The sequence below is a fragment of the Agrobacterium vitis genome (assembly GCF_037039395.1).
Taxonomy (GTDB): Bacteria; Pseudomonadota; Alphaproteobacteria; order Rhizobiales; family Rhizobiaceae; genus Allorhizobium; species Allorhizobium vitis_E.
Genome location: NZ_CP146244.1, coordinates 303597 through 317725 on the forward strand (window position 1 = coordinate 303597; position 14129 = coordinate 317725).

The following is a 14129-nucleotide window of genomic DNA, read 5'->3' on the forward strand; positions in this document are numbered from 1 at the left end:
TGGCAAGGAGAACGGTGATGGCATCTTATTCGATCATCCTTGGGCGGCAACGCCATGTATTCGACGATCTGAAAAGCCTGATGGCCTGCGCTTCGCCGCCAAAGTCCGGGGATCAATTGGCAGGGATTGCCGCAAGCAGCAATGAACGCCGGGTCGCGGCCCGCTATGTGCTTGCCGATCTTCCCTTGAAGACCTTTCTTCAGGACATGCTGATTCCCTATGAGACCGACGAGGTTACCCGGCTGATCGTCGATAGCCATGACGTTGCGGCGTTTGCGCTGGTCTCTCATATGACTGTTGGTCAATTTCGTGACTGGCTGCTGTCTTATGAGGCAACAAGCGAGGTTTTGGCGGCGCTTGCCCCCGGATTGACACCGGAAATGGTGGCGGCTGTTTCCAAGTTGATGCGTAATCACGACCTGATCACGGTTGCGGCGAAATGCAGCGTTATCACCGCGTTTCGCTCGACAATTGGGCTTTCGGGCCGGCTTTCCAGCCGGTTGCAGCCAAATCATCCGACCGACGATCCGGAGGGGGTGGCTGGCTCGACCTTGGACGGCCTGCTTTATGGCGTAGGGGATGCGGTGATCGGCATCAATCCGGCCAGTGATAATCTCGAAGCCTGCATAAGGTTGATGCATCTGTTCGACAAACTCAGGGACCGTTTCGAAATACCGACACAGTCCTGTGTCCTGACCCATGTGACAACCTCGATCCAGGCGATCGAGGCAGGCGCGCCGCTTGATCTCGTCTTTCAATCGGTGGCGGGGACACAGGCTGCCAATCACGGGTTTGGCGTCGATCTCGCGGTTTTACGCGAGGGGCGCGAGGCGGCGCTATCATTGAAACGCGGCACCGTTGGCGACAATGTCATGTATCTTGAGACCGGGCAGGGCAGCGCGTTGTCGGCTGATGCCCATCATGGCGTCGATGAACAGACGCTTGAGGTGCGGGCCTATGCCGTGGCGCGGGAGGTCAAACCGCTGCTGGTCAATACGGTGGTCGGCTTCATCGGGCCGGAATATCTTTACGATGCCAAGCAGATTATCCGCGCCGGACTGGAAGATCATTTCTGTGGCAAATTGCTGGGCGTGCCGATGGGCGTCGATGTCTGTTATACCAACCATGCCGAAGCCGATCAGGATGACATGGACAACCTGATGGTGCTCCTGACCGTCGCAGGCGTGAATTTCCTGATTGCCGTGCCGGGTGCAGACGACGTCATGCTCAATTATCAAAGCCTATCCTATCATGATATTGTCGGTCTTCGTCACCAGTTCAACCGTCCACCCGCACCGGAGTTCGAAGCGTGGCTGAAGCGGATGGGGATGATCGATCGGTCCGGTCGATTGGCGCCATTGCCCCATTCCAACGCCTTTTCCCGCAACCTTCTGTCTTACAAGGCATCGGCATGAGCAATTCCGTCGATTTTGACCCCTTTGCAAGGTTCAGAAGCGCCACTCGGGCGCGCATCGGACTTGGCCGGGCAGGCGATGCGATGCCGACACAGGCCGTACTGGAATTTCAACTGGCCCATGCCAGGGCGCGTGATGCCGTCCACGGGGAAGTGGATTTCGAAAAACTCGCCACGGCGCTTGCCCCCATTGAAACTGTGCTGGTCCACTCACTGGCAAAAGATCGAGCGACCTACCTGACCCGCCCCGACCTTGGGCGCATGCCGGATAGCCATGACCTTCCGGCACCGGGCAAGACCTACGAAATCGCCTTCATCATTGCCGATGGCCTTTCGGCAGCGGCGGTGGAGCGCCATGCCGTTCCGGTCTACCAGGCCACGGTGCGCCGGCTCGGCGGTTTCTCAGTTGCCCCGGTCATCCTTGGAAAACAAGCGCGTGTCGCTTTTGGCGATGAAGCCGCGGCGGCTTTCGGAGCGCAAGTGGCTATTGTCCTGATTGGAGAGCGGCCCGGCCTTAGCGTTCCCGATAGTCTTGGCGCCTATATCACCTTTGCACCGCGTAAAGGACGGCGCGATAGTGAGCGCAACTGCATTTCCAATATTCATGACGACGGATTGTCTTACGAATCGGCGGCGGAAAAGATTTCCTGGCTGGTGAAGGAAGCCTTACGGTTGAAACTCTCAGGTGTCGACCTGAAGGAAAATGCGGCGGATGGGCTCTCGCTCTCACACAACATGAAATCGTCGACCTAAGTAACTGTTAAAAAATAACTTTAATCTCTGAACGATTTGGTCGGCTAAGCATTTCTTCAGCTTCCGGCACCGACTTGACGCGACTCGCTGTATGCGGCACATTTACGATGAAACGTTCGATATGTCTGCTATTGCCGTAACAAGCTGTGTATGCTGTTAGTTTTCCGCTGGTGCGTATATCATTCCAGAAGAGAATCAGTCAGTTTGCGCGGTAACGAAAGTTTAGGCGTATGCAAGTGTGGAATGGTCAAACCGTTCGAAGCTAAGGCAGGCGCTTTATCGGGAGATGATCATGGCGGTTGCGTCCAGCACGGCGACTGAACAACAGGAGACGAATTTGCGCCCCGCCGATGAGACCATTGCCGAAGACGCGCGTGCCCTTTCAGCCCAGACTGAAGGCCATGCGGGAGCGGCTGTTTGCGCCAGCGTCGCGCAAAACCCTGCGGACTTTCACGTCCGGCGAAGCTGCGCGTCTGGTGGGCGTCTCGGACGGCTATTTGCGGCAATTGTCGCTTGCCGGTGAAGGCCCTGCGCCCGTCGTTGGGGCAGGTGGGCGCCGCTACTATTCGCTCTCTGATATTGACGCGCTGCGCCATTACCTGGCCGAGCAGGCGATGATAAAAGGCAATGTTTCCAAGGCCCGTTCCTATGTGAAATGGCGTGACGCCGAACGTGGCGAGCATTTGCAGATCATTTCCGTGACAAATTTCAAGGGCGGTTCCGGTAAAACCACCTCGGCCGTTCATCTTGCGCAATATCTGGCCATGACCGGACACCGGGTTCTGGCAGTCGATCTCGATCCGCAGGCGTCGCTGTCTGCATTGTTTGGTTATCAGCCGGAACTCGATCTGGTCGGCAATGACACGATTTATGGCGCCATCCGCTATGACGATGAAGTCAGGCCGCTGCGGGAGATCATTCGCAAGACCTATTTTCACAATCTCGACCTGTTGCCCGGAAACCTGGAATTGCAGGAATTTGAGCATGTGACGCCGCGTGCCTTGGCGGAACGAAAGACGGGCGATGCCAAGAGCCTGTTTTTCGCCCGAGTGCAGAATGCCTTGCACAGCGTGGCGGATGATTATGATGTCGTCGTCATCGACTGCCCGCCGCAGCTTGGATATCTGACATTGTCGGCGCTTTGCGCATCGACATCGGTGATTGTCACTGTGCATCCGCAGATGCTGGATGTGGCGTCCATGAGCCAGTTTCTGTTCATGACATCGGATCTACTCGGTGTCGTGCGCGAAGCAGGTGGCACACTGAATTTCGACTTTCTACGCTATCTCGTCACCCGGTTTGAGCCGAATGATGGTCCTCAGGCGCAAATTGTCGGTTTTCTGCGGTCGTTGTTCGGGGAACGGGTGTTGACCTCGCCGATGGTCAAATCGACGGCAATTTCCGATGCCGGATTGACCAAACAGACGCTTTACGAAGTTGGCCGCGAAAATTTCAGCCGTGGCACGTACGACCGGGCGATTGAAGCGCTGGAATCGGTAAATGCCGAAATCGAACAGTTGATCCACACGGCGTGGGGACGCAAAGAATGATTGGAAAAAACCGAAAAAGCGAGTTGCGCGCGCTGTTTTCCGATCCAGGATCGGGGGCACGTCCAGATACTGCGGAACCCTCTGTTCCGCAACCAACGGTGACCGGCGAACCGCGTAGCGCAGACACTATTGAAGAACAGAGCCCCGCAGCGCCAGTGGCGCGCGCAGCCTCAGGGGCGATAAAGGCAATGGGATTGACCTTGTCCTCTATCACCAGAGAGGCGGAAGAAGCGCGTGCTTTGCGCCAGGCGATTGACGAGGGCGAAAGGGTCATTTCCCTTGCTACGGATAAGATCGATGCGTCCTTCGTTTCAGATCGCTTGAGTGATGAGGAAAGAGACGATCCAGATTTCGTCGCGCTGGTTGCCAGCATGCGCGAGAGTGGCCAGCAGGTTCCGATCCTCGTGCGTCGGCATCCCGTTGACGCCGACCGCTATCAGGTTGCCTATGGTCACCGGCGTTTAAGTGCTGCCAAGCGCCTCGGCATTGCCGTCAAGGCGCTTATCCGGCCCTTGAGCGACGACGAGCTTGTGCTGGCTCAAGGCAAGGAAAATGCCGAGCGACGCAATCTCACCTTCATCGAGCGTGCCTTGTTTGCCAAGGCATTGGCCGATCGTGGTTTTGATCGAAAGGTCATCGGCGAGGCGCTTTCGGTGCAAAAAAGCGAGCTGTCGCGGCTTATCCAGGTGGCAGAGAGTGTCCCTGAGCGCTTTGCTCGCGCCGTTGGCCCAGCTCCGAAGGCAGGCCGCGAGAGGTGGATGGCACTTGGCCAATTGCTCTCGAGCGAGCAGGGGCAGGTGAAAGCGGCTGGATTGGTGTCTACAGACGGATTTCGGATCGCAGCCACCGATGAACGGTTTCAAAAACTATTCGATACGCTGTCCGGCAAGGCGCCTGTGGAGCGTCCGGAACCAGAGGACATCAGGGGCCCAGATGGCCGTGTCTTCGCCCGTATCGGACGGCAGGGGCGGCGGCTGAAGATTGAATTTCTGGCGGAAGCCAATCCGGGGTTTGTCGATCAGTTCGAAACGCGTCTGGCGGCTGCTTATGCGGCCTATTTGGACGGCGAACACGACTGAAATCGGTTTGCATCCGGCTTTTGCTGGGTGCTGTAGACCTGCATTTTGCAGGATTATTGCATGCCACTTAAATCCCAAGGGATTTTAAGAGGACACTACGCAGAGGTTACAACGGGTTATGGCGCGTTGTGTTTTATCGAACGCAAGCGCTGTAAAGTGCAACGAGAAGGAAGCAATACGAGACAAGAAAAAAGGCCCCAAAACGTCACCATTTCGGAAGCCCTCTTCTATGTAGCAATGCAAGAGAATCACTTCTGGCCATAAAAGTCAAGACATGACCGCATATTCGTGGGTCATGATGTATCTTTTTGCGTCTTGATTTTGCGGCGCTGGCAGCAGCGCCAAGCCATAATGGTGCTTAGACAAAATGATGGAATGGTATCGACCACAATGCGGGCGATGCTTGCGGCTTTGTGCATTTTATCAAATGCATATTACAGCGCCGTGCGTTTTAGAAAACGCACAAAGGAGGCTGTAACACTTTAATCTGCGGCATAATTTTCTCCTTCAATCGATTCCGATTGAAGGAATTATGCAGTAGGTGCCGTAAGCTTTAGATCTGCCGCATAGTTTGCTCCTTACGTCGGGTCCGATTTAGGGAGTTATGCAATAGATCGACCGTTGCGTAATATGCTGAATTCCTCGGATTTCAGATAGCAAACCTGTGGATTCTATAAGAGATAAGATTGGCCTTACATGGCGCCTTATCGCGCATGAAACGGTCAATTTTGCTTTACGCCTCGTTCGTTGTCGATACTTTGCTGAGTTCACTGGTCTTGGATCATTCAGATACCAAGCAATGAATTCATGCGCCGACGGTATCCTTGCGATTTTATCAATCGGATGCCGTATCACGTCAACCTGCTGCGAAATAGTCTCCTTGCTTGTGTTTCAAGTTAGGAATTGCGTAGTCGATTGATGGATTGCCGAAGAAGGGAATGGACTTAAAACTATTCTATTCCGGAAATCGTTAACCCGCCCTGTCGGGTTGATTGAGTGTCAGTGGTTGTCATTTGGGCCTGCTTGTCTCCTTGTAAAGGGGACGCGACATTATGGAACGAGCTGCAACAACGCCCTTTGGCGGCGGACGGATGTCCGGTCGCGTCCTGGCGCGACAAGCACGCATTGGCGAACGCCAAGCGGAACTGCGGCAAACCGAAGGCACAAACTCTTCTGGTCGCGCTGACAAATGGCAATTGCTTCGCGCCTTAACGGAGGCGCGTGCTGTCTATGGTCTGGGTGACAGGACGATTTGCCTGCTTGAAGCGCTTGTCAGCTTCACCACCGAGCGCGAACTGGATGGCCGGGAACCCGTTATCGTCTTTCCATCCAACCGGGAATTGGCTTTTCGAGCAAGAGGAATGGCGCCAGCGACCATACGCAGGCACTTGGCCTACCTTGTCGAGGCAGGCATGATCTTTCGGCGTGATAGCGCCAATGGCAAGCGCTATTGCCGCAGAGACGAAACTGGAGAAATCGAGGATGCATTCGGCTTCGATCTAGCACCGTTTGTGCTGAAAGCAGAAGAAATCTACAGCGCAGCCGAAAGCGCCCGTGCTGAAGCCAAGCAGTTCCGTGCCTTGCGAGGAGAAGTCACTGTTTTATCCCGCGACATTTCCAAGATAATCACTCTCGCGCTTGAAGAGGGGCGAGCAGGGGACTGGGAAAGCTATTTGCTTCGCTATCAGACTTTTTGCAAAACACGCACAAGAATGAAATTCAGCAGCGATATGCAAACATTGGCGCAAGAAGCTGCGTGAACTGCTGGCACAGGTGGAAAACGATTATCTTTCAAGCCTTTCTGAAGAGGAAATGAGCGGCAATGAGCATCAAAATGAGCGGCATCAACAGAATTCAAAATCAGAACTACAATTTGATAAAAACGGCAATGATCATAAAACAGAGGAGCCGGCATCACCTGCCCTCGATCAGCGCAGATTGGCTGTAAGCCTGAAAAGGTTGAAAACGCTTTGCCCGCAAATCAACGACTACGCTAAAGATGGGATTTCCGAATGGAATGACTTGATCAGGTCAGCTGACACTGTGCGGACGATGCTGGGCATCTCCCCTGATGCATGGTTGAAGGCGAAACAAGCGATGGGTGAACAGGCCGCTGCAATTACCGTCGCTGTTATGCTTGAGCGAGCCGAAGCAATTCGTTCCGCAGGTGGTTATCTTCGGACATTGACCGAAAAGGCTGAGCAAGGGCAGTTCAGCGTTTACCCCATGCTTCAAGCGCTCGAGAAAAACCTGCCACGGAGCAAATCGTAAAGCTTGATGGCGTTGAAGAAATCTGAGTTGGCTGATGCGATAGGAACTTTGTTTACGTCGCATCCTTTGAAGATCAGGTTTCTTCCGCTTCTCCACTGACCCTGGAATTTTGCCAGATCGAGGCGGAACAAATATCACTGCAATGCGTTTGTCTATGACGCGAAACCTTATGGTCCTGAAGCGTGAGTAGACAACTCTGACCGTGAAAACGGCCGTAACGATGCAGCAGGCAATTGGAGCGTAATTCGGGTACGCGATCATCCGGCTGGGATAAAGAAATATGCAGGGTTTCGAGAAGGCCAGCAGCCATCACCGCAATGGATCGGATCAGGTGATCAGAGTAGGTCATAATGCCTGGAAGACGGGTGTTGCATCTAAAGCGGGATTTCTGATCGATGGTGCGCAATATTTTCGTGCGCTTGCGGATGCTCTGTCCCGTGCTCAGGAACAGATATTCATCATCGGTTGGGACTTTAACCCTGACATCCAGCTTATACCGGAAGATCAAGCTTCACCCACATTAGGTGAGTTCCTCATTTCGCTTGTCGACAACAATAGCCGTCTTTCCATTCACATTCTTGTCTGGGCGATGGGCCCTATCTATTCTGGAAAATCCCTGCGCATGCTCGGGAAAACCGAACTTAAAGCGCATCCGAGGATAGATTTGCGGCTCGATACGCGGCATGCCGTTCGAGGTTCTCATCATCAGAAAATGGTGGTTATCGATGATGCGCTGGCGTTTATTGGCGGCATCGATCTTACGGCCAAGCGGTGGGATACGCCCGAGCACCGGGCCGATCAACCTTTACGTCGCACGCCTAAAGGCGAACGGTATGAGCCGGTTCACGATGTTCAGATGGCTGTTGACGGCGAAGCAGCCGAAGTCGCGGCTGAAATCGCCAGGCGCCGGTGGTGGCAGGCGACGGGTGAAGATCTGGTGCGTCCACGCTGCTATTTTCATTCTTTTCCGCCGGCTGCACGTTATGTCTTGAGAAATTGTGACATCGCTTTTGCGCGGACCGAACCGGCAATTCGTAGAAGCACATCCGTTCGGGAGACGCTCCAACTCACCCTTGATTGCCTGTCACGGGCAGAGAGGCTTATCTATATAGAAAGCCAATATTTTGCCTCGAAAGATGTCGCCGATCTTTTGGCGGCTCGATTGAGTGAGCCGGATGGCCCTGAGGTTGTGTTGATTTCGACGCTAAATTCGCATGGATTTCTTGAAAGAAAAGTACTGGGCGAAAATCGTGATAGAATGATCCGCAAGCTTAGACAGGCCGATCGGTTTGGTCGGTTTCGTGCTTTCTATCCAGTTGTCCCGGATGAGAGCCGCGATGATAAGTGCGAGGAAGTTTTGGTCCATGCCAAATTGATTATCGTCGATGATGTTTTCATTCGCGTCGGGTCGTCGAATCTGAACCAGAGGTCGGTTGGCCTTGATACGGAACTTGATGTCGCCATCGAAATGCATAGCGACAAAGAACGACAGATCTTGACCGACATGCGAAACGGCCTGCTTGGTGAGCATCTTGGTCTGCCGAGTGCTGATTTGGCAAAAGCGCAGGACGAGGCCGGATCATTGGTGCGTGCCTTGGATCGAGTGAATATTGGAGCGCGTGGACTGCGATCTTTTCCGGTAGGCGACGAGCATGGCAAGACAAGCTTGCATTTTGCAACAGGACTTGTTGACCCCAAAGCACCCTGGTGGCCTTTGCAATTGGTTTCTATTCCATTTTCAATGCTGAAGAAAATCCGGCGCATGGCAATGTCGAAGGCGGGACTGAGCCGGGCCGATGGCTCGCAGCGGCGGATGTCTGCCAACAACAGTTGAACTATATTCCGGAGCTGACAGAAAGCCCTTGTGATTGATAAGGTCACAAGGGCTTTTCTATGCTGGGCTTTTATTGTTGTGACTGCTGCCTATGACATCATCAAAGAGTTGCTGCTTTCACCGTCTCATTTGACGAGGAATTGTCCCGACGTTCGCGGCGGGAATAATACCATTCACTGATAGCAAAGATCGGGATGCCGATTGCCAGCGGGATGAAAAAATACACGACGCGAAATGCAATGAGCGCACCGATCGAGGCGTCTTTGCCCATGATGAATGAAATCGTCGCTTCCATTACGCCGAGTCCGCCAGGAACATGGGCAACCAGCGCTGAGAGGTTGGCCATGACATAAGCGGTTGTCGTTTCGAAAAAGCCAGCGGAAGATCTGGCCAACCAGAAGAGACAAGCAGCGACTGCGGTGAAATTGGCGATGCCAACTGCGACTTGGGCAAGAGCGATGGGCAAGGTTGGTAGTGAGAAGCGCCATTTGTATATTCGTATCTCACCGCGCAGCCAAGCTGAGGCGACGAGATAGATACCAATTGCAGCAACACAAGCAAAACCAATTAGCCGAGCGGCGAAGCTCCCCATGCCGCCGAGCTTGGCTGCACTCTGCGGAAACAAGGCAAGGCAAATGCCAGCCAATCCTATCAAGCCGATTCCGACGGTTGCGCCGCAAAAGAGAATGATTTTGGCGATTTCTTCATTTTTTAAGCCCCAGCGCCGATAATATCGATAGCGGACCGCACCGCTGGACAGCGCAGCCAAGCCGACATTATGTCCGATTGAGAGGCTGACAAACGAAGCGACCGCGGCTTTGCGCCAGGACAAACGAGAACCGGCATAGAGGATGCCAAGATAGTCGAAGCCGGTCAAACAGAGGTAGGACACGGCACAGAAAAATAATGACAGAGCAAAACCTGTCCAAGGGATGGCAGACAATGATGTTTCGATATCGTTGAGAGAAAATTTGCTCAGCGCCCGGTAGCTCAGCCAAAGGGCTATTGCTGTTGCGGCAAGAAAAATGCCATTTAGTAAAATCTTCTTCTGCATCAAACCGTTTCCGAGGTTGCTCTTGGTACAGGGAACGATTTCCCGCCTAAGGTGTTCCCTCGCAATGAGCTCCATATTTCGCCTCCTTACCTACAATATTCATAGCTGTATCGGCACAGACAGAAGACTTGATCCAGCCAGAATTGCCGACGTGATCGCAGCCACCAATGCAGATATTGTTTGTCTTCAGGAAGTGGATGTCGGCCGAAACCGAACGTCTGGAATTGATCAAGCGGAAGTGATCGCTGGCTATCTCACCATGCAATCACATTTTCATTCCGCCTTGAATGTCGCTGAGGAACGATATGGCGATGCACTTTTGACCCGGTTTCCGACCCGGATCATCCAGCAGGGCATGTTGCCATCACGCGGTGAGCAAAGGGGTGCGCTGTTGGTAGAGGTATTGATTGGGGATATTTCGGTTAACGTCTGCGTGACACATTTCGGCCTAAGGGCGGGGGAGCGAGCGGAGCAGGCAAGGACGCTTTTAGGTGTGGAATGGCTAGGACCATTGCTGGAGGCAGATGCTCCCATTGCGGTCGCAGCCGACTTGAACGCTGTACCGAATTCCAAAGCTTTCAAACTCTTGACGGCAAGATTGGCCGATGCCACGAAAGCTAACCTCAAGTCCGATAATCTCAGTCGGCCGAAGCCGACTTTTCCATCTCGGTTTCCATTCCTGCGGCTGGACCACGTACTGACATCAGGTGGATTGAATATCCTTGACGCACGGGTCATTGACACACCTTTGGCACGTCAAGCGTCCGATCATCTGCCGCTCCTTGTTACGATGCAAACTTGATTGCGCGTTGAATAATGCTCCATTAGTTCCATAATGTTGATTATCAATTTCAATACTCTGACCGGGTGGGCTCATCCTTGAAATGCGAAGGAATATCCATCCCTCGCATTTCGATTTTCCTAAGGATAAGCTGAGCTAGCTCAAGGCCACAAACGGGCGTGCCTGTTGACATCCTTGTAAAGCAGATAGCGGAACCTTCCGGGGCCGCCAGCGTAGCAGGCTTGTGGGCAAAAGGCGCGCAACCACATGAAGTCACCGGCCTCGACCTCAACCCAATCGTCGTTCAGTCGATAGACGGCTTTGCCTTCCAGCACATAGAGGCCATGCTCCATCACGTGGGTTTCCATGAAAGGAATGATGCCACCGGGTTGGAAGCTGACGATATTCAGGTGGAAGTCATAGCGGATATCATTTGGATCGATGAACCGGGTCGTCCCCCAGGCGCCACCGGTGTTCGGCATCATAGCAATTTCGTGCTCGTCTTCGTGGGTGAAGATTGCCGGTGGCGGCTCCAATCCGTCTACCGGCTGGAACGTCTTGCGAACCCAGTGGAATTTTGTCGGTGCACCGCTGGTGTTGAGAATTGTCCATGTCGAACCGGCTGGCAGAAAAGCGAATGATCCGGCACGCAGGTTGTGCACAGCTGAACCAAGTGTAAGCGTGAACGCACCTTCGACAACGAAAATGGCTGTTTGCGCATTGGCATCCGGTTCCGGTCGCGTGCTGCCCCCACCCGGTTGGATTTCCATCACGTATTGTGAAAAGGTTTCGGAAAATCCAGTCATGGGTCTGGCGATAATCCAGGCGCGGGTCTTTTCCCAATGCGGAAGAAGACTGGTGACGATGTCGCTCATCACGCCCTTTGGAATGACGGCATAGGCGGTTTTGAAAACAGCCTTGCCCGAAAGCAACTGGGTTTGGGGCGGGAGGCCCCCGTAATTGGTGAAATAGCTGTTCTCGGTCATGCGATGCGCCCTTGGCTTTTCTCCGGATGGTTTCCTTTGTCTTGTATCGCATAACCGCAATAACAGGAATCGCGACGTGCTGTCTTTTTCTTCTGAAAACACGCTTTGCACGATATAGGGCTTGGATAACTGTCCATTTTCCGAATTAAAAATTCCATGAAATTGTCGAACCCATGCCTTGAAACAGTCGATTTACAGCGCCATCTTCAAGCCAACCCGTGGTCCGGGCCCCTCTGGCAGCAGCCGCCGGCGCTTCTGCGATGTCGGACCGTTTTCGACACATGCGCCGGCATAGGATTGTAGCCATGGTCTTGGTTCTACCAGGTGGTTCGCGCGCATTTTTCCAGTTCAATTGCTTGTCATCGATGGCGATAAACATGTCGTATCGCGCCGGTCGTGACTGCCGTTACCGTATCCCCGCCCCTAAGCTTTTGAATATCGTGCGCTAGGAGCAGGGTTATGTTTACGGAAATCTTCGCCACTCTGGTGAGCTTTTTTCTTATCGACCCGATAGAGGCGGATCTTCGCAATCGCCTGGCGTCGATGAATGCATCGGCAAGTATAATAGAACAGGCGCAAACATGCGTGCGAGATTCAGCTCCGAAATTATTACATCAGGCGCTTGATGACCCAAGCTGGGCTGTTGCCTCTGGCTTACGCATTTCTTTTGGCTGGACTACGCCGGTTGCGGTTGTCTCGGAAATTTCACCTGAGTGTCGGACCGCCCTCTCAATGCTTGGATCTGAGACCGGCGACGATGTATAGACGATTTGAACAAGGACAGGTTATGACAAAACTTCACGACAGAGGACATGCGATGGTTCAGAGCGTTTCAGGGCCGGACTGGTGCCCAAAGGACGACACCACCTTCACAATCCGTGCCCGTCGGAATGTTCTGACTGGGTTCTGGGCTGGTGAACGTTTGGGACTGCGTGGCCAGGATCTGGTGCTTTACGCCCAGGCGCTGCATGTGGAAGATCATCGATTGCCTGGTGATCTCGATCTTGTTGAAAAAATTCAAGCAGATTTCGCATCGGCTGAGATGGCAATCAGCACAGCCGATATTCACCTTGTGTTGCGCTCGTCGCATCAGCAAGCGCTGCGGGATAGCGGTTGTACGGATTAATATGATGATGATGTCTCGACAGCAGGGTCCTGCCGCAGGTGATGACATTGTGCGGGGCTCCGGCTTCCTGTTGGAGGTGCTGGAAACTGCTCGTTTGCGTGGTGGTATTTCCATCGGGGAACTGATCGGCCGGCGGGGGCGCATTGGGATAGCCTTCACCTTGCTGGTGCTTTGCCTGCCTACATTGGTCCCCCTGCCCGGTCCTTTCGGCATGGTTTTCGGCACCTGCCTGGCGTTCGTTGCTGTGCAGATGTTGTATGGTGCGGACCGGATCTGGCTTCCGGGTTTCATTGCGCGGCGAACCGTGTCGCTCAAGGTGGTGGAAACAATGGTGCGGCTCGGACGGCCCTGGGTGCTGAAACTCGAGAGCTGGCTGATCGCCGGGCGCCTCCCGTTTCTCACGGGCAAGACGGCGCGAATGATCCTGGCACTGCCAATTCTCGCGTTGGCGGTGTTAATCTCGCTGCCAATTCCCTTTGGCAATACCGCTCCGGCGCTTGCAATCATCCTGATCGCTATCGCTCTTGCGGAACGTGATGGCCTTGTGGTGATTTTTTCACTCTTCGTTGCCGCTGGCGCCGGTGTCGTGACCTATTATCTCGTCACCGCCGCTGGAAACCTGCTGACCTGGGCATTTTAGCGGGTCTGCTGGTTGGCTTTTCTGCCGGTGGCGAAGGAGATTGCCGCTATTTCGCCATCGGTACGAAGAGCCCGAGCTTTATATCCCGCAGCACGACATTGGTATGCATTCGGCGTATTTGCGGGTTTTCGGCCATGATAAGGGCAGCGATATCGTCGTAATGCTCAACATCGCGGGCGGTGACGATTGCGATCAAATCGACCTGACCAGTGACATAGTAAACCTGCTGAATATGATCCTGCCGTTCCGACCAGGTGCGAAAGCGGGCGAGCGCATCGTAATTGTCGCGCTCAATCTCCATGCCGACGATAAACACCATGGGATGGCCGGTCATCTTGCGGTCGACCACCGCCACTTCGCTTTTGACGATCCCCTCTTCCCGCAGCCGTTTCAGGCGCCTTTGTACCGCAGATAGAGAAAGCCCGATCTGTTCGGCAATAATCTCTGCCTTCAACTGACAATTTCTCTGAATGATATCGATGATCTGGCGATCGAACCGATCCAAATGGTCCATATGGCTGATCCCTCAAGTGTGCGTTTCACGCTATTTTTCCAGGGATTATCCGCTTTATGCAAGGATTTTCTGCGGTAATTATGCAATCTGGTTCGAAATTGCGCGCATAAACTGCGCAGATAAGCCA

Annotated in this window: 13 protein-coding genes and 1 pseudogene; 11 read left to right on the forward strand and 3 right to left on the reverse strand. The window is 53.7% G+C overall.

The annotated features are described in order from the left end of the window. Positions 1–17 precede the first annotated feature (17 nt). The 7 genes and pseudogenes from V6582_RS22815 to V6582_RS22845 all read left to right on the forward strand — a co-directional run bounded on the left by V6582_RS22815 (position 18) and on the right by V6582_RS22845 (position 8901). Positions 18–1415 (forward strand): ethanolamine ammonia-lyase subunit EutB, encoded by a 1398-nt coding sequence (locus tag V6582_RS22815; RefSeq protein ID WP_156632685.1) that lies wholly within the window; start codon positions 18–20, stop codon positions 1413–1415. Beyond that, positions 1412–2167: an ethanolamine ammonia-lyase subunit EutC gene (gene eutC, locus V6582_RS22820; protein ID WP_156632686.1), complete on the forward strand. Its 756-nt coding sequence runs from the start codon at positions 1412–1414 to the stop codon at positions 2165–2167. Before V6582_RS22815 ends, eutC begins: the two co-directional genes overlap by 4 nt. A 286-nt stretch (positions 2168–2453) precedes the next feature. Continuing rightward, positions 2454–3717 (forward strand): annotated as a pseudogene (gene repA, locus V6582_RS22825) (plasmid partitioning protein RepA). Next, positions 3714–4796, forward strand: a complete 1083-nt coding sequence (gene repB / locus V6582_RS22830) for a plasmid partitioning protein RepB (RefSeq protein WP_156632687.1) — start codon at positions 3714–3716, stop codon at positions 4794–4796. Before repA ends, repB begins: the two are co-directional and overlap by 4 nt. 1052 nt (positions 4797–5848) lie before the next feature. After that, on the forward strand, positions 5849–6556 hold the full coding sequence (gene repC, locus V6582_RS22835; RefSeq protein WP_349509000.1) for a plasmid replication protein RepC: 708 nt from the start codon (positions 5849–5851) through the stop codon (positions 6554–6556). Between the two features lie 13 nt (positions 6557–6569). Then, on the forward strand, positions 6570–7067 hold the full coding sequence (gene repC, locus V6582_RS22840) for a plasmid replication protein RepC (protein ID WP_349509001.1): 498 nt from the start codon (positions 6570–6572) through the stop codon (positions 7065–7067). A gap of 280 nt (positions 7068–7347) precedes the next feature. After that, a complete protein-coding gene (locus tag V6582_RS22845) occupies positions 7348–8901 on the forward strand; it encodes a phospholipase D-like domain-containing protein (RefSeq protein ID WP_156632689.1) in 1554 nt (517 codons plus the stop codon). A gap of 100 nt (positions 8902–9001) precedes the next feature. Here the strand turns inward: V6582_RS22845 and V6582_RS22850 are convergent, their stop codons facing one another. Beyond that, positions 9002–9955 carry a lysylphosphatidylglycerol synthase domain-containing protein gene (locus tag V6582_RS22850; protein WP_156632690.1) on the reverse strand — a complete coding sequence of 318 codons (954 nt, stop codon included), beginning with the start codon at positions 9953–9955 and terminating at the stop codon, positions 9002–9004. Positions 9956–10019: 64 nt separating this feature from the next. On the opposite strand from V6582_RS22850, the gene V6582_RS22855 reads away from it, so the two are divergent. Then, positions 10020–10757 (forward strand): endonuclease/exonuclease/phosphatase family protein, encoded by a 738-nt coding sequence (locus V6582_RS22855; protein WP_156632691.1) that lies wholly within the window; start codon positions 10020–10022, stop codon positions 10755–10757. Positions 10758–10897: 140 nt separating this feature from the next. On the opposite strand, the gene V6582_RS22860 is transcribed toward V6582_RS22855, so the two are convergent. Further along, a complete protein-coding gene (locus V6582_RS22860) occupies positions 10898–11722 on the reverse strand; it encodes a bifunctional allantoicase/(S)-ureidoglycine aminohydrolase (protein WP_156632692.1) in 825 nt (274 codons plus the stop codon). 459 nt (positions 11723–12181) lie between these two features. Here V6582_RS22860 and V6582_RS22865 point away from each other — a divergent pair, with 459 nt between their 5' ends. The 3 genes from V6582_RS22865 to V6582_RS22875 are packed head-to-tail and all read left to right on the forward strand — an operon-like array spanning position 12182 to position 13488. Further along, positions 12182–12487 (forward strand): hypothetical protein, encoded by a 306-nt coding sequence (locus tag V6582_RS22865; RefSeq protein ID WP_197434417.1) that lies wholly within the window; start codon positions 12182–12184, stop codon positions 12485–12487. A 22-nt stretch (positions 12488–12509) separates the two neighbouring features. Continuing rightward, positions 12510–12848, forward strand: a complete 339-nt coding sequence (locus V6582_RS22870) for an ATPase inhibitor subunit zeta (RefSeq protein ID WP_197434418.1) — start codon at positions 12510–12512, stop codon at positions 12846–12848. A gap of 4 nt (positions 12849–12852) precedes the next feature. Next, positions 12853–13488 (forward strand): exopolysaccharide biosynthesis protein, encoded by a 636-nt coding sequence (locus V6582_RS22875; protein ID WP_197434419.1) that lies wholly within the window; start codon positions 12853–12855, stop codon positions 13486–13488. 46 nt (positions 13489–13534) lie between these two features. Here the strand turns inward: V6582_RS22875 and V6582_RS22880 are convergent, their stop codons facing one another. Then, the gene (locus V6582_RS22880; protein ID WP_070149236.1) at positions 13535–14002 is read right to left on the reverse strand and encodes an Lrp/AsnC family transcriptional regulator; all 468 of its coding nucleotides are present in this window, start codon (positions 14000–14002) and stop codon (positions 13535–13537) included. Positions 14003–14129: the final 127 nt, after the last annotated feature.